This is a genomic window from Pseudomonas sp. ME-P-057 (assembly GCF_030208975.1).
Taxonomy (GTDB): domain Bacteria; phylum Pseudomonadota; class Gammaproteobacteria; order Pseudomonadales; family Pseudomonadaceae; genus Aquipseudomonas; species Aquipseudomonas lutea.
The window spans coordinates 26,841-45,293 of record NZ_JARVSX010000042.1; the positions used below are offsets into that span (position 1 = coordinate 26,841).

Here is an 18,453-nt window from a genome sequence, read left to right on the forward strand (position 1 = left end):
GAGTCAATCATGCAAGACGTACAGCGCGAGATCGCCCGGCAGCTCAATGTCCAGCCACCTTTCGCCAACGATGACGCGCTGCAGGCCGAAGTCAGTCGCCGCGTACAGTTCATCAAGGAGCGCCTGCAGGAAGCTCGCCTGAAGGTCCTCGTACTGGGCATCAGCGGCGGCGTCGATTCACTGACCGCAGGCCTGATGGCCCAACGTGCGATCCGTGAGTTGCGTGAAGCCACGGGTGACGATGCGTATAAGTTCATCGCCGTGCGCCTGCCGTATCACATCCAGCAAGACGAGCACGAAGCTACCGCGTCGGTGGATTTCATCAATGCAGACGAGCGCCATACGGTGGACATCGCGCCTTCGGTCAAGGCGCTGGTTGAGCAAATCAAGGCTTTTGAAGGCCAGCCCGCTGCAACGGTCGATTTCGTCAAGGGCAACATCAAGGCCCGCGCGCGCATGGTTGCGCAATACGCCATCGCCGGTGTGAAGGGTGGTCTGGTGATCGGCACCGATCACGCTGCCGAAGCAGTTATGGGCTTCTACACCAAGTTCGGCGACGGCGCGTGCGACCTGGCGCCGTTGAGTGGACTGGTAAAACATCAGGTGCGAGCCATCGCGCGCAGCTTCGGAGCCCCGCAGAACCTGGTGGAGAAAGTCCCCACTGCCGACTTGGAGGAGCTCACCCCAGGCAAGCCGGACGAAGCATCTCACGGCATCACTTACGCGGAGATCGATGCGTTCCTGCACGGCGAACACGTGAAGCCGGAAACCGCCGAGATCATCGTCAACACTTACCGTAAAACCCAGCACAAACGGGATCTGCCTTACGCGCCATAGAGCGTGCCGTAGCGGCAATCCATGCGTCTACGGTTTGAAGCCATCTCCCGGGCACGCATATGCTGCAGGAGCGCCACCCCGGTCGCTCCTCCAGCCATTCCCGCGATCTGCGACACAGGCTAAACGCCGCTGTATTCAAAAACGGAATGAGCCCGTTCGTTCTTTTCGCTTGATGCTCTTCGCCATCACGGCTTACATAGCGCTCTGACTTCTTCGCTCAGAGCCGCTATCCATGACTGCTTTCAAAGGCCTCTTCGATCTCGTTGCGTCCACCGTCGGCCAGCCCGCTGCAGCGTGGCTAGAACACCGCGTTGAGGTGCCTCAGGCATTGGCCGGGTTTTCCTGGTCCGACGAAGCTATCCACCGGGCATGGCTCGCCGAAGCACTGAACCTGTGTCTGTTTCACAAGTTGGTGCAGGCCGTCCCGGACGGACTTCGCTACGTTGATGAGCAATTTGAAGGGGGGCGCAAAGTGGTCTTCGACCATGGCGCCATCCGCACCGTCGATTGGGCAGACAACGGCGAATTGCCGCGGGGGCGCCAGGCGTTTTCGCGACTGCTGGAGCCCCTGGGTTTCACCGACGTGCGCACTTATCCGCTAACCAGGCTGAACATGACCGGTTGGGGATACCGCCAGATGGACCTGCCTGAAGACATCGCGCAGTTCTTCGTTTCCGAGCTTCACCCTGGTCGTCTTAGCCAGGGCTTTCAAGACGCGGTGAGCCGCGTGATAGGTTCAAGCCGAGATCCGCTAAGTCCCGAGCATCTGAGTATCCTCGCTCGCCTGCGTAACACCCGACATTGCAGCATGGCCGAAGCCACCCGATTGTTACCGGCGCTGTATCGCGCATTTGGCCGTCAACATGGCACCGTTCGAGAAGATGACTACCGTCAGTTGCTCAAGGAAAGTGCCGAGATGGCGTGGATTGCCACCGAGGGGAATAGCTTCAATCACCTGACCGATCGAGTCGTGGACCTGGAAGCAACCGTAGCGGAGCAAAACCGCCGCGAGCGCCCGATGAAGGACACCATTGAGGTGTCTGGTTCCGGGAGAGTGATGCAAACCGCTTATAAAGCCTGCGCGGTGGAGCGTGGGCTGATCAACGCCGAGGGCGTCGTGGCCGTACACAAGGTGCCGGGCTCGTTCGTCGAGTTCATCCAGCGCAAGATCGACCCTGACAACGGCAAGATCGACCTCAACTTTGACAGCAGCAACGCCCAGGGCATCTTCAAGATGACCGACTCGACGCGGGCCTGAAGGTCACTTCAGCGTGACAGTGCCTTTCATCATGCCAATGTGGCCCGGAAACGAGCAGAAGAAACCGTATTTCTCGGCGGGGTCCAACTTGGATACGTCGAACGTGACCGAGTCCGTTTCGCCGCCGCCGATCACCTTGGTGTGGGCAATCACGCGGGCATCACCGTCCTTTAGATAACTCTTATCAAGACCGACGCTCATGCCGTCAGTTGCGATCTGCGACATGTCATCGTATTTGCTGATGACCAGGTTATGACCCATGACGGCCTTCGGCAGGCTGCCGGAGTGTTTCAGGTTGACGGTGAACTGCTTGCAGCTTTTGTCGATCTCGATGGCTTTGGTGGTGAAGGTCATCTGATCGGTTGAATCGACATCGACCGAACACTCGGCCGCCAGCAGGTGGCCGCTGGCCAAAGTGAGTATGGATATTGCGACAAGCTTGCGAATCATTGTGCGTCTCCTGGTGGGCCAGCCCTGGAGTTCGTCTCCAAAGACTGTCCTGAAATAAAACAATTTAACATCGCTATTGCCAAACCTGCCCGGAAGGCCTCTATCAGGGCCATCAAGACAATCAAACAGTCAGCGCTACTTTCGCTGCATAAGATCGCCCTGTCATTCATCTTCAGGACGATCCCATGCAACTCTCCAGTATTTTCCGCAGTTTGCTCGCCGCTTACGCCTGTGGCGCTTCAGGTAATTACGACCGTGCGAGCCAGGATTACAGCGCTTACCCGCGCGCCATTTGCAATCGCTGAAACCCTCTGTGGCCGGAGACTGAGGCTGATCGGGGCCCGTCAAAGGAAAAATACCACGCCGGGTTTGCGTCATTCTCAGGCAGAATGGGCTGACTTATCGTCTGCCTCGAGGACTGCCCATGGCCAAACCCAACTATTCCTTCGCCAAACGCCAACGCGACCTGGCAAAAGAGCAAAAGAAAGAGGAGAAAGCACAGCGCAAGCAGGCCGAAAAAGCTGAGGCACTGGCTGGAGAAGGTGAAGTCGTCGAAGGCGAGAGCACTGAAGGCTCTACTGAGGGCCACGCCCCTGCCGACGTCAACGGCTCTGCCGAAGAAAAACCCGCTGAGTGATCCCCCCTCAGGTGGCCGCGGAACCCTGCTGGCCATGGCTAAATATTTAAACGTCGCATAAGCGCTTGCCCGCGATGCATTACTGAACCCCGCGCCTGTGCGTCGTCAGTAATACTTTTCGAGGGCAACCGCGCTCCTAGACTGCACGCTGCGCTTCAACCTCCGGCTCAACCGGCATCACCGTTACCCTGACTTCCGGGTCGTGGCTCCCGCCGCCCAGAATGACGCCGCGCAATGGCGACACGTCAGAGAAATCCCGCCCCCATGCCAGACTGATGTGCTCAAGCGCAGGTTGAACATTGTTGGTCGGGTCGAAATCAACCCAGCCCATTCGTGGACAAAACACCGATACCCATGCGTGAGACGCGTCGGCGCCGATCAGCCGTTGCTGGCCAGGTGGCGGCTGGGTGAGCAAGTACCCGCTGACATAGCGCGCCGCCAAGCCCCGAGACCGCAGGCAAGCCAGCATCAAATGGGCGAAGTCCTGGCAAACACCCCGACGCGTTTCCAGCACCTCAACCAATGGCGTTGCAACCTGCGTGGCCTCGCCATCGAAGGTGAACTCTCCGAATATCTTCTCCATCAAGGCTTGCGCGCATTGCAGCATTGGCCGCCCTGCGGGAAAACAGCTGGCAGAGAACTCGATGAATGTCTGTTTCAGGTGAACGTAAGGCGACTCGAAACGGTAGCGGCAGGCATCGAGGATGGCAGGTGCCATTTTCGACGCGCTGTAGCTCAAGGCATGGCGCGCTTCATCCCAGGCAGCCGACGCATTGAAATCCATCTTTGGACGCTCCAGTACCTCGACAAGCAAGCGCGCGTTGACCTGCAGTTCGTCGTGAGGACGTTCGAAGGCCAGCCGCGTCAGTGGATTGCCAAACACATCCAGTTCGTCGCGACGCGTCGTCGGGGTCGGGCTGATGTCCAGTTGCTGCGCCAGGCAGCGTAACCAGGGGCTGCGCCGTGGCCACAAATGGGCAAGCTGCTGCGCCAGAGAAACCGGGCTGTCGTATTTGTAGTGTGTGTCGTGAAGTATTTGGTAGCGAGCGCTGTTCATCAGACCGACACCGTACGTTGACTGACATCATCCACATGAGCGAAGTGGCGCAACGCGAGCCGGTCAGACACCTGACCGCTGGTCTCGCCAATCGTCTGCAGCAGATCCGCCAGCCCGTGCAGCGCAGCCTTCACGCTGCTTTCTCCAAACAGCCCTTCCTCGAGACACCCCAGATCAAAAGCCGTCAGACGCTGGATCAGCCCTTTAAGGCTGCTGTCATGCGGCACACCAAAGTCCTCGTTCAAGCGTTTCACCGAGCGAGCCACCAGCTTGAGCTGGAATAACACCGCATGAGGGTTCTGATCATCGAGCACCAGCAGGTCGAGCACCGGGATCAGTTGCGGCAATGCCAGGTAGCGCGAGCGGTAGGTGATGCCGCTGTTGCCCAGTTCGAGCAGGCCGTCGAGCGCATCCTGATGAAACACCGCCTCGCTGCGCAGAAACGCCGCCAGCGTCGTGCAGAGAAACTGCAAGCGCTCGATACGCCGCCCGATCATCAGGAAACGCCAGCCTTCGTCCCGGGTCATGTCATCGAGCGCAAAACCGGACAACGCTGCCAGCGACATCACCAGACGGTTGAGAAAGTCCAACAGCTCACCGAAATCGGGTGTCTTGGTCTCCAGGCTCATTGCTTCACGCTGCAGCTCTACCAGCGCCTGCCAGTTCTCTCGAGACAACTTGCCGCGCACTTGCGACGCTGCCCACTGCAAGCGCTGCAGATTGGAGCGCAGGCTGAACGGCCAGTCCTCGCCCAACAAGGCCTCAAGCAAACGTTCATGCAGTTCGCGGGGCTCGTCCTCATCCTGTAACGGCAGAAGATTCAAACGCTCGGCCAGCTCGACCGCCGCTTGCAGCGCCACCGGATCATCGCCGTCAACGTAGCGGGCCAGCATGATCCGCAGCAGGCGGGCACTGTCATCGCTGCGCTCGCAATAACGCCCAAACCAGAACAGGTTTTCCACAACGCGCGACGGCAGATACGGGTCGCGGCGAACCAGGTCATGCACGCCGAGCGAGTGACGATGTTTCCATGCCTCACTGCCAAGCGGACGTTCGCCAAGGATCCAGGTGTCCTTGCTCGCGCCGCCGCGTTGCATCGAGACCACGTCGGCATCAGCGTCGGCGGCGACCCGGGTCAGCCCACCGGGCAGAACCCGATAGCCCTCGGCCGTGGCCACTGCGTACACGCGCATGCCGATGGCCCGGGGCTGCAACTGATGCTCCTGGCCTTGCCAGACCGGCGCGTGGGACAACTGAGCCAGCTCCTGGGCGACGTAGGCATAAGGACGAGCCTGCATGCGCGCGGCCAGCGCCTGGCGTTCTTGGCTGTCGAGATCGCGACCGAACACCGGCGCAAAGCTCTGCGACGGGAAGGCAGGCTTGATCAGCAATTCCGGCAATTTCTCCATCGCTTGAGCCAGCACCGGTGGCTCTCCGCACCACCACGTAGCGATGGACGGCAACAGCAGTTCTTCACCAAATAAGTGTTCGTTGATTTTGGGCAAAAAGCCGAGCAATCCCGGCGATTCCAGTACGCCGCTGCCCAACGCGTTAGCCACCAGCACGCGGCCCTGCCGTACCGCTTGCAGCAGGCCAGGCACCCCAAGGGCCGAATCGGTGCGCAATTCGAGCGGATCGCAGAAGTCGTCGTCCACCCGGCGCATGATCGCGTGAACACGGCGCAGCCCGCTGAGGGTCTTCAGGTAAACGGTGGCATCGCGTACGGTCAGATCATTGCCCTCAACCAGCGGATAGCCAAGCTGACCGGCAAGGTAAAGATGCTCGAAATAGCTCTCGTTGAAACGTCCTGGTGTCAGCATCACCACCAACGGTGCTTCCTGGCCGGCCGGGGCCTGTCGCGCCAGGGTTTGCTGCAACGAGCGAAAGAAATTCGACAGATGCTGGACTTCCAGATCGCGGTACAACTCAGGAAACGCCCGAGACACGCTCAACCGGTTTTCCAGCGCATAACCGGCACCCGACGGCGCCTGGGTTCGGTCCGCAGTGACCCACCAGCGGCCATCAGGCGTGCGCGCCAGATCCACCGCGTAGACATGCAGAAAGGTCCCTTCGGGCGGCGTCACACCCTGACATGGCCACAGAAAATTGTTGTGACCAAACACCAGTTCTGCCGGTAGCAGGCCCTCAGCGATAAGCGCTTGCGGGCCATACAGATCAGCCAGCACTGCGTTAAGCAAACGCGCTCGCTGGGCGATGCCGGCCGCCAAGGGTTGCCACTCTTCCAGGGGAATGACGTGGGGCAGCATGTCCAGCTCCCAGGGCCGATCCGCACCCTTGGGGTCCGCGTAGACGTTATAGGTGACGCCGTTTTCCTGAATCTGCCGGGCGAGCAGCGCCTGCCGCTGGATCAGCTGCGCGGGCGTGCTGCGTTGAAGGTGCTCATACACGCGCCGCCAGTGCGGCCGAATGGCGCCGCTGGCATCAAGCATTTCGTGATAGGTACCCGGTGTAAGCGGATAGTGGTCAAGCAGGTCAGGCATGGAAAGCTCGGCAGACAGCAAAGGGACTCGAATCAACAGCGCTTAGACTAGCGCAGACAACATGACACGCCGGGGCGCTTTCCATGTTTCGACCGTATGGCTCGGCGGCCCGGCTCCCGCCCGGTCGCCGTACTCCTATCGATGCAGGCGCATATCCAGCGTCATGGGTAGCTCATCGTTAAGCGTCAACGCTGGAACATGTCGCTTGCCGGGGCTGTGACCGATCCGGAAGAACCGCGCCAGACGGCGGCTTTCGGCCTCATTGCCGTTCACCGGCAAGGTCTCGTAATTGCGGCCTCCCGGGTGGGCGACATGATACTCGCAGCCTCCCAGCGAGCGCTGCATCCAGGTATCTACAATGTCGAATACCAGCGGTGCGTGTACCGGGATCGTGGGCTGTAGCGCATTGGTCGGCTGCCAGGCGCGATAACGCACCCCGGCAACGAACTCGCCCAGGCGCCCGGTTGGCCGCAGCGGCACCGGCACGCCGTTGCAGGTGAGCACGTAGCGCTGCGGTGGCAGGCCCGAGACTTTCAGTTGCAACCGCTCAAGCGACGAATCGACGTAGCGAACCGCGCCGCCCGCTGCACCCTCCTCGCCCAACACATGCCACGGTTCCAGCGCCTGACGCAGCTCCAGTTCGATGCCGCTCACGGTGTAGTCGCCGACCTTCGGAAAGCGAAACTCCAGATGCGCCGCAAACCATTCGGCACGTACGGGATAACCGGCGCTGTTGAGTTCGGCAACCACGTCGGCAAAATCCTGCTCAATGAAGTGCGGCAGCATGAAGCGGTCATGCAGTTCAGTACCCCACCGTGCCAATTTTGCCGGCGCATAAGGTTCCCGCCAGAAACGCGCCACCAGCGCCCTGAGCAGCAGCTGCTGCGCCAGACTCATGCGCGCATGGGGCGGCATCTCGAACGCGCGCAGCTCCAGCAAGCCCAGGCGGCCAGTGGCGCCGTCAGGCGAGTAGAGCTTGTCGATGCAGAACTCGGCGCGATGAGTGTTGCCGGTGACGTCGATCAGCAGATTGCGCAGCAAGCGATCCACCAGCCACGGCGCACACTCCTCTCCCGGCTCAGGCATTTGTGCAAAGGCGATTTCCAGCTCATACAGAGAATCATTGCGCGCCTCGTCAACCCGCGGCGCCTGGGAGGTCGGCCCGATGAACAAGCCTGAAAACAGGTAGGACAGCGACGGATGGTTGTGCCAGTAGCTCAGCAGGCTGCGCAGCAGGTCCGGTCGGCGCAGGAACGGCGAGTCGCCCGGCGTCGCACCGCCAAGCACAAAATGGTTACCCCCACCGGTGCCCGTGTGGCGCCCATCGATCATGAATTTTTCGGTGGTCAGCCGGGTCAGTCGCGCCTGCTCGTAAAGGAACTCGGTACGCTCGACCAGCTCATCCCAAGTAGAGGAAGGTTGAACGTTGACTTCGATCACTCCAGGGTCGGGCGTGATGCGAAAATTCGCCAGACGCGGATCACTCGGTGGCTCGTAGCCTTCCAGCAATACCGGGCAGCGCATTTCCTCGGCGGTCGCTTCGATGGCTGCCACCAGTTCCAGGTAGGCCTCAAGCGATGGCAGCGGCGGCATGAACAGGTACAGACGCCCGCCCCGCGCCTCCGCGCTCAGCGCGGTACGGGTCAGCCAATCGGCTGACTCATCGATCTCCGGCTCACGGTCGGTGCTCTGTCCGGCCTGTTCAGTCAGGTTGTCCAGGCGCAGCTGGAGCTCATCGCGATCAGGAAGCTCGGCGAATGCCTGATTGTGATCCGTGGGATGGATGTACGGATATTCAGCCGCCTTGACCCACGGTTGCGAAGCCAGCGGCAAGCGATAGCCTAGCGCCGAATCACCGGGGACCAGATGGCAATGCTCGTCGCGCAGGTACCATCGACCACTCTGCCAGAGGTCGTCCGCGGCGGTTCGCGCCAGTGGCAATACGTGGCCGATGACCGTATCCAGGCCCTGGGAAAATACCTTACGAAGACGCGCGCGCTCCAGTGGATCATCCAGCCGAGAGAGCTCGGCGCTCACGTTTTTGGGCAGCGTGCCTTCGCGCCACACATAGTAGAACTTGTCCTCATACGCCGGGAAAACGTAGCGCGTCGGCAGCTTCAACCGCTCGGCGACGCGGCGCAGAAAGCCACCTGCCATCTCGCTGTCGGCACCGTAATCCAGCGTTTCGTCTGCGACCAGCGCGTTGTTGCGCCACACCGGTTGCCCATCCCGGCGCCAGAAACAGTTCAGCGACCAGCGAGGCAGTTGCTCACCGGGGTACCACTTGCCCTGACCAAAATGGACGAGGCCGTGTGACGCGTAATGGTTGCGCATTCGCTGGTACAGCTCGGCTGACAGCAACCGCTTCTTCGGACCCAATGCGGCGGTATTCCACTCGTCGCCGTCTCGGTCGTCGATGGACACAAACGTGGGCTCGCCACCCATGGTCAGGCGCACGTCGTGAGCCACCAGATCGCTGTCAATCTGACGGCCCAGCGCCTGAATGTCCTGCCACTGCTCGTCGCTGTAAGGCTGGGTAACGCGCGGCGCTTCCCAGACCCGTTCAACCGACATCTCATGGCTGAACTCGGTATTGCAGGGCTCGACCATACCGCTGATGGGCGCCGCCGAAGACGGCTCAGGGCTGCACGCCAGTGGAATATGACCCTCGCCGGCGAACAAGCCGGACGTAGCATCCAGGCCAACCCAACCGGCGCCGGGCAAATACACCTCACACCAGGCATGCAGATCGGTGAAATCAACGTCGGTACCGGAAGGGCCGTCGAGCGCTTTGACATCGGCCTTGAGCTGAATGAGGTAGCCGGAAACGAAACGCGCGGCCAGGCCCAGGTGACGCAGCAATTGCACCAGCAGCCACGCCGAATCGCGGCATGAGCCAGAGGCGTTCTGCAGGGTGAATTCAGGGGTCTGAATGCCGGGCTCCATGCGAATCAGGTAACCGATGTCGCTGGCCAGACGCTGGTTGAGGCCAACCAGAAAGTCGATGGCCGGTATGGGCGTACGGTCGATGCTGTTCAGGTACTCCTGAAACCTCGGCGTCAGCGGCAGCTTTTCCAGGTAAGGCTGCAGCTCATGGTGCTCCTCCCTCGCATAGGTGAAGGGGATCTTTTCAGCGTACGGCTCCAGGAAGAAATCGAACGGATTGAACACCGCCATCTCGGCGACCAAGTCGACTTCGATGCGCAGTTCGTTGGTCTTTTCAGGGAAGACCAGACGCGCCAGATAATTGCCTTGAGGGTCCTGCTGCCAGTTGATGAAGTGATTTTCAGGCAGCACTTTCAGCGAGTACGACAGCACCCGGGTGCGGCTGTGAGCCGCCGGGCGCAAGCGGACGATCTGCGGCCCCAGCTCAACCGCGCGTTCGTAGCGGTAATGCGTGACGTGGTGCAAGGCAATGTGAATCGACACGGCGTGCCTCCTGCGAGCCTGGACGGTAACGGAGCTGCGCAAGACTTATGCCACCCCGGCCAGTCAGGTGCCTCCGGCGTAGAGGGGGCCTGATCAGTCAGGCACAGCACCAAAAACGCGCCCGCCTCAACGAATGGTGCAAGGGTCGCACGGAAATGAGGCGGGTGGGGTTATTTGCGCTGTTCCGCTTTCAACCGGCGAAGCCGCGCTTTATGAATTCCTTGAAGACGCGACCTTTTATAACGGATTACTAGCAGGATTTTCCTCATCGCTCGGTGGCGCTCTGAATTGAGAATTACCAAACCAATAAGTGGAAATGCGACCGCTGCTAAGTACATAACCTTGCCCGGGCGTTGTGCGCTTATTGGCAATACCAGCAAGAGGCAAGCCAACAAAAGCATGGCAACGGCCCAAACCCATATCGGTCGACCCCTTATTAGAAAAATGTGGCAAATGCACATCAGCGCCGTTGCGACTATCATCACAGCAAATCCGACCATCAAGCATTTTTTCAACGCGGCGCTTTGGCAGAAAGCGTCAAAATACAAAACCAACGTCGTGGCGAATGAAAAAATTGCTGCAAATATTCCCCCGATAAAAACAGGAAAGTAACGCCGCATAAAAATTAAAAATTCAACGGGCCTCATTGCTGGATGATCTCCTCGTATATAGCGACGCCTATAGTGTGGATGTTGCCTGATAACGCACTTCCTCCAATCGCAAGCCTTCCAGCAATAAGATCTTTAATTTGGGTTCTGAGACCATCACCTACCTCAGCAGGTGTATACCGCTTCGGCAGTTTTTTGGAGACGCGCTGCAGTTGAATCATTTTTGCGCTTAGACTTGGATATTTAAGACTCAATAGCTCGGTTGTTAATTGGTAGCGTTCTTGTCGACTTAGCCCGCTCAACGCTTGTCGAATTGACTTATCCGTCGTCTTCAATAAGGCCTTTTTTAGTACTTGAGTTCCGATTACGGAAACGCTACCTCCGGCTACACTGATCGCATCGAGTATGCTCATTACCGCCTGGTACCACTCACTTGAATCAAGAACATCGTTGGTGAACGGGGTTGTTGACTCAAACATCACTCGAGTGATTCCGACCACACATTGACCAGAACCCGCTATCGCCGCCGACCATCCCAGCGCAGTCAAAACCCCGCTGCTCCCCATAGAAAATGGAACCAATGCACTTCCGCTAATCACGACTATCCAGCTGAGGACAGCACCTGCACAAGCCACTCCGGTAACGATGCTCTCTTTGACCATCTCTGACTCACGCGAACTCGACTCCAGCGCCCTTACAAACTCTTGCGCGCCCATATACCGCGGCGCCTCTCGCAAGACCACCCGCTTTACAGCTACGCTGCAAATCGGCTGAAATTCCCTTAGAGTCACCACATTGAAATCGCTATCGATAAAAACTACGCCAGCCCCCACTATCGCTGGATCAGCATCAATAACACGAAACAGTTTATTAAGATCCATTGCGTTTTCAACGCGATCTCTCGTTTGGCTTCGCGCGACTGAAAAACCATCCCGTACCGATAGGCCGCTCATGCTTATTCTCCCATCATGGCTGAAGCGAACGAGATTACGTAATGGCCAAACTGACTGCTGTAGGAAACCTCTCTACCTGTTGTGTGACGGGTCTCGATCCGTCTTCGCCCCCTTGCGATCAACGCACGAGTAAGAAAAAAGTGCCAGCGACGATTCGTCGACCACTGTTTCCGGGAGCGATAATGGCTATCGATATGTTTTTTGAAATTGGGGGCTCGATCATTGGCAATCCACAGACAGGCAAGCGAAAACACCACATTCCCAAGAGTAGGTTGTGTAGACCCTACTCACTGCGCAGCAATAGCATTAACCGTAGAAACAAAGCAGAGACCGCCACCGTCAAAAGATGCAGAAACATCGACAATCCGTACATCCAGGGTTCATTGGTAAATGAATAGCTTTTAGGCGGACCATATCTGTTTGCAGCGACGACAACGCCGTTAAACAGACCGTCACAAACAAAATACAGCTTCACTCCTATCACAAAAACAAACAATAGAGAAAGACCCCAACAAATTACGACCATGATGGTAATGCTGCGATCGCTGCCGTCAGCGGCGTAATCACTCCTGATTCGGAGTTGTTCGGCCATAGCGGTCTTTTTCTTCGAGCTATTGGGCTTGGGTTGGGTTTGGCGTTGGGGCTCGACACTTTTTTCCAAGCGGATTTTCTCTGCTGCTCGCAGCATCGCGCGATAGCGCTTGCTGTTGACGCAGAACAATCCCGCTAGCGAAGTAGTCAGCGCAAAAAAATACAATCCCGGAGGTGGATTGTATGCAATAGCAAAAACCGAGACCAGCAAATGGAAATAGAATAACGACGCTATCCCAAACACGTAGCGCGGACGCCCACAAAGGATATTAAAGCCAGAGATCGTCTGAATTAAAGTTGTGACCATTAGTCCAGCAAACGCAATCTTCAAACCGAGATCTGTGTCTGCAGTCACAAAATAGCTTGTTATCGCCAAAGCCAATGCAGACACACTGGAAAATATCCCCAGAAATATGGAAGATGCAAATATAGAGAAATGTCTCTTCCTGAACTCAATCGCACTCTCGAGTATCAACATATTCAGAACTCCCCATAAACGGCAACTGCTATCGGTTTTAAATTCCCCGAGACCAAGCTGCCGCCTAAAGACGCCGCCCCGGCCAATACATCTCTGAGCTGTGTATATGTTTGTTGCTTTATTTCCGAGTTCGAATAGCGCCTGGGAAGTCCAAACGTCTCTTTTCTGTATTTGTGAATTTCTGTCGTTAACGCCAGCCGCTCTTGGCGAGACAATCCCCCCAGCAGGTCTCGGTAGCCCTTATGAGTGACAGCTTTTGTTGCCAAAACATATCGAATAGTAGAATAAACAGATAAAGACGCCCCTGCCAGGGTGATCCCATCCAGCAGGGCCATGACTGCCTTATACCATTCAGCAGAGTCTATTTTGTCCAACCAGTTAGGGTCAAAAAGCTCAATTGCAACTCTTAATACATTCACTCCACACTGTAGAGTTCCTGCGGCAGCCGCTACGACGCCCGTAACCGACACCACTAAACTTATGCCGCCGGTGAAAGGAGCAGCCATAGCCCCGCCGTAAACGACCTTCCAGCTTAGATACGCCCCGCCGCACGCCAGCACAGCACCTGCAGCCTCTATGACCAGCTTGGACTCGCGGACGCTTGAAAGCAGATTTCTCTGAAATTCAAGCTCCCTCATGTGTCTGGGCGCCTCTCGCAAGACCACCCGCTTTACAGCTACGCTGCAAATTGGCTGAAATTCCCTTAGGGTCACCACATTGAAATCGCTATCGATAAAAACTACGCCAGCCCCCACTATCGCTGGATCAGCATCAATAACACGAAACAGTTTATTAAGATCCATTGCGTTTTCAACGCGATCTCTCGTTTGGCTTCGCGCGACTGAAAAACCATCCCGTACCGATAGGCCGCTCATGCTTATTCTCCCATCATGGCTGAAGCGAACGAGATTACGTAATGGCCAAACTGACTGCTGTAGGAAACCTCTCTACCTGTTGTGTGACGGGTCTCGATCCGTCTTCGCCCCCTTGCGATCAACGCACGAGTAAGAAAAAGTGCCTCCGACAATCCGTCGACCACTGTTTTCCGGGAGCGATAATGGCTATCGATATGTTTTTGAAATTGGGGGATATAAAGGGTGAGTCCAGAGATAGCGTTCACAAGGAAGAAATCGATATCCATACGCTGCAATGGGGCATGTCGCAGACGGGTTCGATGCACCAGGGTGGTGGCGGCGGCGCGGGCAAGGTCAGCATGCAGAACCTGAGTTTGAACAAGGCGCTGGACAAGGCGTCGCCTAATCTCATGATGGCTTGCTCAAGCGGAGTACATTTTCCGGAAGCCACTCTCACGGTACGCAAGGCGGGTGGCAGCGCTCCCGTGGAATACATGGTCATTACGCTCAAGGAAGTAATGGTTGCTTCCTATCAGACAGATGCTGGTAACAGTGATGAAACGCTGAAGGAGACCATCGCCTTAAACTTCGGCAAAGTCGAGGTCAGCTATCAACCGCAAAAAGCCGATGGCACCAAAGATGGCGGTCCGGTGAAGTACGGCTGGAACATCCGTGAAAACGTGAAGATGTAAGATGCAAAACGCCAGCTCGAAAGCTGGCGTTTTGTTGTCCGTTATCGCTTAGCGCGGAAAGACCGGCTGACGCGTTGGCTTCTTGCCTTTGCCGGGTTTGGCCGCATCCGCACGATCCTTGGCTGCCTGCTTGTTACGAGCAGCCGCCGCAGCCTTCGCCTCTTCGCGCTTGTCCCAAGGCTTGCTGCCATCGCTGCCGCGCTGCGGCAGACCGGTGTGCTGCGTCAGGATCTTGGTGGTTTTGGCAACCTTATGACTACCGGCTGGCGTCGAGTTTTTGCGACGCGCGCTTTGATAGGCATCGGTATCCGGCTGGTGCAGAGGAATCAGCTGGTGCTTGGCAGGGCCGATCAGATCGGTGCGCCCCATGCGTTCCAACGCCTCGCGCAACATCGGCCAGCCCTTCGGATCGTGGTATCGCAGGAACGCCTTGTGCAGACGACGCTGCTCCTCGCTCTTGACGATGGTGACCGAATCGCTCTTGTAGGTGACCTTGCGCAGCGGGTTCTTGCCGGAGTGGTACATGGCGGTCGCGCTCGCCATTGGCGACGGGTAGAACGCCTGCACCTGGTCAGCACGGAAGCCGTTGCCCTTGAGCCACAAGGCAAGGTTCATCATGTCTTCGTCGGTGGTGCCCGGGTGGGCCGCGATGAAGTAAGGAATCAGGTACTGCTCTTTGCCCGCTTCCTTGGAGTACTTCTCGAACATGCGCTTGAACTTGTCATAGCTGCCAATGCCCGGCTTCATCATCTGGTTGAGCGGACCTTCTTCGGTATGCTCCGGCGCAATTTTCAGATAACCGCCAACGTGGTGCGTGACCAGTTCCTTGACGTACTCCGGCGACTCGACGGCCAGGTCATAGCGCAAACCGGAAGCGATCAGGATTTTCTTCACGCCGGGCAATTCGCGGGCGCTGCGGTACAGCTGAATCAGCGCCGAGTGATCGGTATTGAGGTTCGGGCAGATACCGGGGAACACGCAAGACGGCTTACGGCAAGCGGATTCGATCTCAGGGCTTTTGCAGGCGATGCGGTACATGTTCGCAGTCGGCCCGCCGAGGTCTGAAATCACGCCGGTGAAGCCCGGGACCTTGTCGCGGATTTCTTCGATCTCGCGGATGATCGAATCGTGGGAACGGTTCTGAATGATCCGGCCTTCGTGCTCTGTGATCGAGCAGAAGGTGCAGCCGCCGAAGCAGCCACGCATGATGTTCACCGAGAAGCGGATCATGTCGTAGGCCGGGATCTTCTCCTTGCCATACACCGGATGTGGAACACGCGCGTACGGCATGCCGAACACGTAGTCCATTTCTTCGGTGGTCATCGGAATGGGCGGCGGATTGAACCAGACGTCCACCTCGCCATGCTTCTGGACCAGCGCACGGGCGTTGCCGGGGTTGGTTTCCAGGTGCAGCACGCGGTTGGCGTGGGCATAAAGCACAGCGTCGCCGCGCACCTTCTCCATCGATGGCAGACGGATCACGGTTTTGTCGCGTGTCATGCGCGGGCTAGCCAGAATCTGCACGACCTTGGCTTCGTTCGGATCCTCGACGTCACCTTTCTCCTGCTCGATGGCGCAGGCCTGGGTGTCTTGAGTGTTCACGTACGGGTTGATGATCTTGTCGATCTTGCCTGGACGGTCAATGCGCGTGGAGTCGACTTCGTACCAGCCTTCCGGCGTGTCACGACGAATGAATGCCGTGCCGCGCACGTCGGTGATGCTTTCGATGGTCTCGCCATAGGACAGACGTGTTGCGACTTCGACGATGGCCCGCTCGGCGTTGCCATACAGCAGGATGTCGGCGCAGGCATCGATCAGGATCGAGTTGCGAACCTTGTCCTGCCAGTAGTCGTAGTGAGCAATACGGCGCAGCGATGCTTCGATGCCGCCCAGAACGATCGGGACGTTTTTGTACGCTTCCTTGCAGCGCTGGCTATAAACCAGGCTCGCGCGGTCCGGACGCTTGCCGGCCATACCGCCAGGCGTATACGCGTCATCGGAGCGGATTTTCTTGTCGGCGGTGTAGCGGTTGATCATCGAATCCATGTTGCCGGCAGCGACGCCGAAGAACAGGTTCGGCTCACCGAGCTTCATGAAGTCGTCTTTTGACTTCCAGTCTGGCTGGGCGATGATCCCGACGCGGAAGCCTTGTGACTCCAGCAGCCGGCCGATGATCGCCATGCCAAACGACGGGTGATCGACGTAGGCATCACCGGTCACGATGATGATGTCGCATGAATCCCAGCCAAGCTGATCCATTTCTTCCCGGCTCATGGGCAGGAAAGGCGCTGGTCCGAAACATTCGGCCCAGTACTTCGGATAGTCAAATAACGGCTTGGCTGCTTGCATATCGATGACCAGTGTTCGTGTCTGGGGGGCGATTTCTTGTGGAAATTCGCGGGCGCGGAGAATAGCACAAAAAATAACCAATTCCGACCACGGTGGTCGGATTAGCGATTTGATGCCCTTCGGGCCTTTCGCGGGCAAGCGCGCTTCCACATTTGTCTAAACGCGCCGCAGCCTGAAAGACCGCGTTGCTGGCCCTGCTTGGTCAGCCTCGATCGGACAGATGACGAGGCTACCAGCTCAATCCGGCACTTCATGTTGCCGCGAGCGAACCTTGAGCCATCAACTTAACGATCCAGGGGCTCGTTACTCATCATCATCGAAATTGTAACTGCCCGGGGCGAGGTTCTCGAAACGAGTGTACTTACCGATGAAGGCCAGCCGGATAAACCCGATAGGGCCGTTCCGCTGCTTGCCGATGATGATTTCAGCGATGCCTTTGTGTTCGGTCTCGGGGTGATACACCTCGTCCCGGTACACAAACATAATGACGTCGGCATCCTGCTCGATGGCTCCGGATTCACGCAAGTCGGAGTTCACCGGGCGTTTGTTCGGACGCTGTTCGAGGGAGCGGTTGAGCTGAGAGAGCGCGACCACAGGGCAATTGAATTCTTTGGCGAGCGCCTTCAGGGAACGCGAGATCTCGGAGATTTCGTTCGTACGGTTATCGCCGCTTGAGCCGGGGATCTGCATCAACTGCAGGTAGTCGATCATGATCAGACCGACTTCGCCGTGCTCGCGAACCAGACGACGCGTACGCGCACGCATTTCCGACGGACTGATACCCGCCGTGTCGTCGATGAACAGCTTGCGATCGTTAAGCAGGTTGACCGCCGAGGTAAGACGCGGCCAGTCATCGTCGTCCAGTTGGCCGGAACGCACCTTGGTCTGATCGATTCGGCCCAGCGATGAAAGCATACGCATGATCAGCGACTCGCCTGGCATCTCGAGCGAGTAGACCAACACTGCTTTGTCACTGCGCAGCACCGCATTTTCAACCAGGTTCATCGCGAAGGTGGTTTTACCCATCGACGGACGCCCTGCAACGATGATCAGGTCAGACGGCTGCAGCCCGCTGGTTTTCTCATCAAGGTCGGTGTAGCCGGTGGAAAGACCGGTGATGCCGTCGCCGATATTGAACAGCGTGTCGATACGGTCGATCGCGCGGGTCAGCAGGTCGTTGACGCTGACAGGGCCGCCCGTCTTGGGCCGCGCCTCGGCGATCTGGAAAATCTGCCGCTCGGCTTCGTCGAGAATCTCTTCAGCGGTGCGCCCTTCAGGGTTGAACGCACTGTCGGCGATCTCGGTGCTGATGCCGATCAGCTGGCGCAGCGTCGCGCGCTGGCGAACGATCTGGGCGTACGCCTTGATGTTCGCAACGGACGGGATGTTCTTCGCCAGCTCCGAGAGGTAACCAAGGCCGCCCACCTGCGAAGTCTGCCCTTCCTTGTCCAGCTGCTCGGCCAGGGTCACCACGTCGATCGGCTGGTTTTGATCCGCCAGCTTGGCAATGGCGCGGAATATCAAACGGTGGTCATGACGATAGAAGTCGCCATCCGACACCTGATCAAGCACGCGTTCCCAGGCGTTGTTGTCCAGCATCAAACCACCAAGCACGGCCTGTTCGGCCTCGATGGAATGCGGCGGCACCTTCAGGGCAGCTGTTTGCAGGTCATATTGCTCGGGAGCGGAGATGTCGTTCATGGCCACACGGAATCAGGGGATGGAATCAGGATACTCAGAAATGACAAAGGGCACGACC

Annotated in this window: 14 protein-coding genes; 5 read left to right on the forward strand and 9 right to left on the reverse strand. The window is 57.9% G+C overall.

Features of this window, described 5'->3' with window-relative positions:
• Positions 1 to 9 precede the first annotated feature (9 nt).
• Entirely contained in the window at positions 10 to 837 is an 828-nt protein-coding gene (nadE, locus tag QRN48_RS22470; protein ID WP_191942744.1) for an NAD(+) synthase, read from the forward strand.
• Positions 838 to 1,069: 232 nt separating this feature from the next.
• Positions 1,070 to 2,095: a DUF1338 domain-containing protein gene (locus QRN48_RS22475; RefSeq protein ID WP_191942743.1), complete on the forward strand. Its 1,026-nt coding sequence runs from the start codon at positions 1,070 to 1,072 to the stop codon at positions 2,093 to 2,095.
• Between the two features lie 3 nt (positions 2,096 to 2,098).
• On the opposite strand, the gene azu is transcribed toward QRN48_RS22475, so the two are convergent.
• Positions 2,099 to 2,545, reverse strand: coding sequence for an azurin (gene azu / locus QRN48_RS22480; protein WP_191942742.1), 447 nt, complete (start codon positions 2,543 to 2,545; stop codon positions 2,099 to 2,101).
• A 424-nt stretch (positions 2,546 to 2,969) separates the two neighbouring features.
• Here azu and QRN48_RS22485 point away from each other — a divergent pair, with 424 nt between their 5' ends.
• A complete protein-coding gene (locus QRN48_RS22485; RefSeq protein ID WP_037015685.1) occupies positions 2,970 to 3,182 on the forward strand; it encodes a hypothetical protein in 213 nt (70 codons plus the stop codon).
• Between the two features lie 136 nt (positions 3,183 to 3,318).
• On the opposite strand, the gene QRN48_RS22490 is transcribed toward QRN48_RS22485, so the two are convergent.
• The 3 genes from QRN48_RS22490 to QRN48_RS22500 all read right to left on the reverse strand — a co-directional run bounded on the left by QRN48_RS22490 (position 3,319) and on the right by QRN48_RS22500 (position 10,169).
• Positions 3,319 to 4,239, reverse strand: a complete 921-nt coding sequence (locus QRN48_RS22490) for a transglutaminase family protein (RefSeq protein WP_191942741.1) — start codon at positions 4,237 to 4,239, stop codon at positions 3,319 to 3,321.
• Complete coding sequence (locus tag QRN48_RS22495) at positions 4,239 to 6,740, reverse strand: circularly permuted type 2 ATP-grasp protein (RefSeq protein ID WP_285353385.1); 2,502 nt, start codon at positions 6,738 to 6,740, stop codon at positions 4,239 to 4,241. Before QRN48_RS22495 ends, QRN48_RS22490 begins: the two co-directional genes overlap by 1 nt.
• A gap of 135 nt (positions 6,741 to 6,875) precedes the next feature.
• On the reverse strand, positions 6,876 to 10,169 hold the full coding sequence (locus QRN48_RS22500) for a transglutaminase family protein (RefSeq protein WP_285353387.1): 3,294 nt from the start codon (positions 10,167 to 10,169) through the stop codon (positions 6,876 to 6,878).
• Positions 10,170 to 10,457: 288 nt separating this feature from the next.
• Between QRN48_RS22500 and QRN48_RS22505 the strand changes: the two genes are divergently transcribed.
• Positions 10,458 to 10,781, forward strand: a complete 324-nt coding sequence (locus tag QRN48_RS22505) for a hypothetical protein (RefSeq protein WP_285353390.1) — start codon at positions 10,458 to 10,460, stop codon at positions 10,779 to 10,781.
• 31 nt (positions 10,782 to 10,812) lie between these two features.
• On the opposite strand, the gene ssp4 is transcribed toward QRN48_RS22505, so the two are convergent.
• The 3 genes from ssp4 to QRN48_RS22520 form a co-directional block, all read right to left on the reverse strand.
• A complete protein-coding gene (ssp4, locus tag QRN48_RS22510) occupies positions 10,813 to 11,730 on the reverse strand; it encodes an Ssp4 family T6SS effector (RefSeq protein WP_285353393.1) in 918 nt (305 codons plus the stop codon).
• 283 nt (positions 11,731 to 12,013) lie between these two features.
• The gene (locus tag QRN48_RS22515; RefSeq protein WP_285353395.1) at positions 12,014 to 12,799 is read right to left on the reverse strand and encodes a hypothetical protein; all 786 of its coding nucleotides are present in this window, start codon (positions 12,797 to 12,799) and stop codon (positions 12,014 to 12,016) included.
• Between the two features lie 2 nt (positions 12,800 to 12,801).
• Positions 12,802 to 13,602 (reverse strand): NAD synthetase, encoded by an 801-nt coding sequence (locus QRN48_RS22520; RefSeq protein WP_285353397.1) that lies wholly within the window; start codon positions 13,600 to 13,602, stop codon positions 12,802 to 12,804.
• A gap of 254 nt (positions 13,603 to 13,856) precedes the next feature.
• Between QRN48_RS22520 and QRN48_RS22525 the strand changes: the two genes are divergently transcribed.
• Positions 13,857 to 14,345: an Hcp family type VI secretion system effector gene (locus QRN48_RS22525; RefSeq protein WP_285353399.1), complete on the forward strand. Its 489-nt coding sequence runs from the start codon at positions 13,857 to 13,859 to the stop codon at positions 14,343 to 14,345.
• Positions 14,346 to 14,393: 48 nt separating this feature from the next.
• Here the strand turns inward: QRN48_RS22525 and QRN48_RS22530 are convergent, their stop codons facing one another.
• Together QRN48_RS22530 and dnaB are read right to left on the reverse strand one after the other, a co-directional pair.
• On the reverse strand, positions 14,394 to 16,694 hold the full coding sequence (locus tag QRN48_RS22530) for a YgiQ family radical SAM protein (protein ID WP_191942734.1): 2,301 nt from the start codon (positions 16,692 to 16,694) through the stop codon (positions 14,394 to 14,396).
• 303 nt (positions 16,695 to 16,997) lie between these two features.
• Positions 16,998 to 18,395: a replicative DNA helicase gene (gene dnaB / locus QRN48_RS22535; protein WP_037015699.1), complete on the reverse strand. Its 1,398-nt coding sequence runs from the start codon at positions 18,393 to 18,395 to the stop codon at positions 16,998 to 17,000.
• Positions 18,396 to 18,453: the final 58 nt, after the last annotated feature.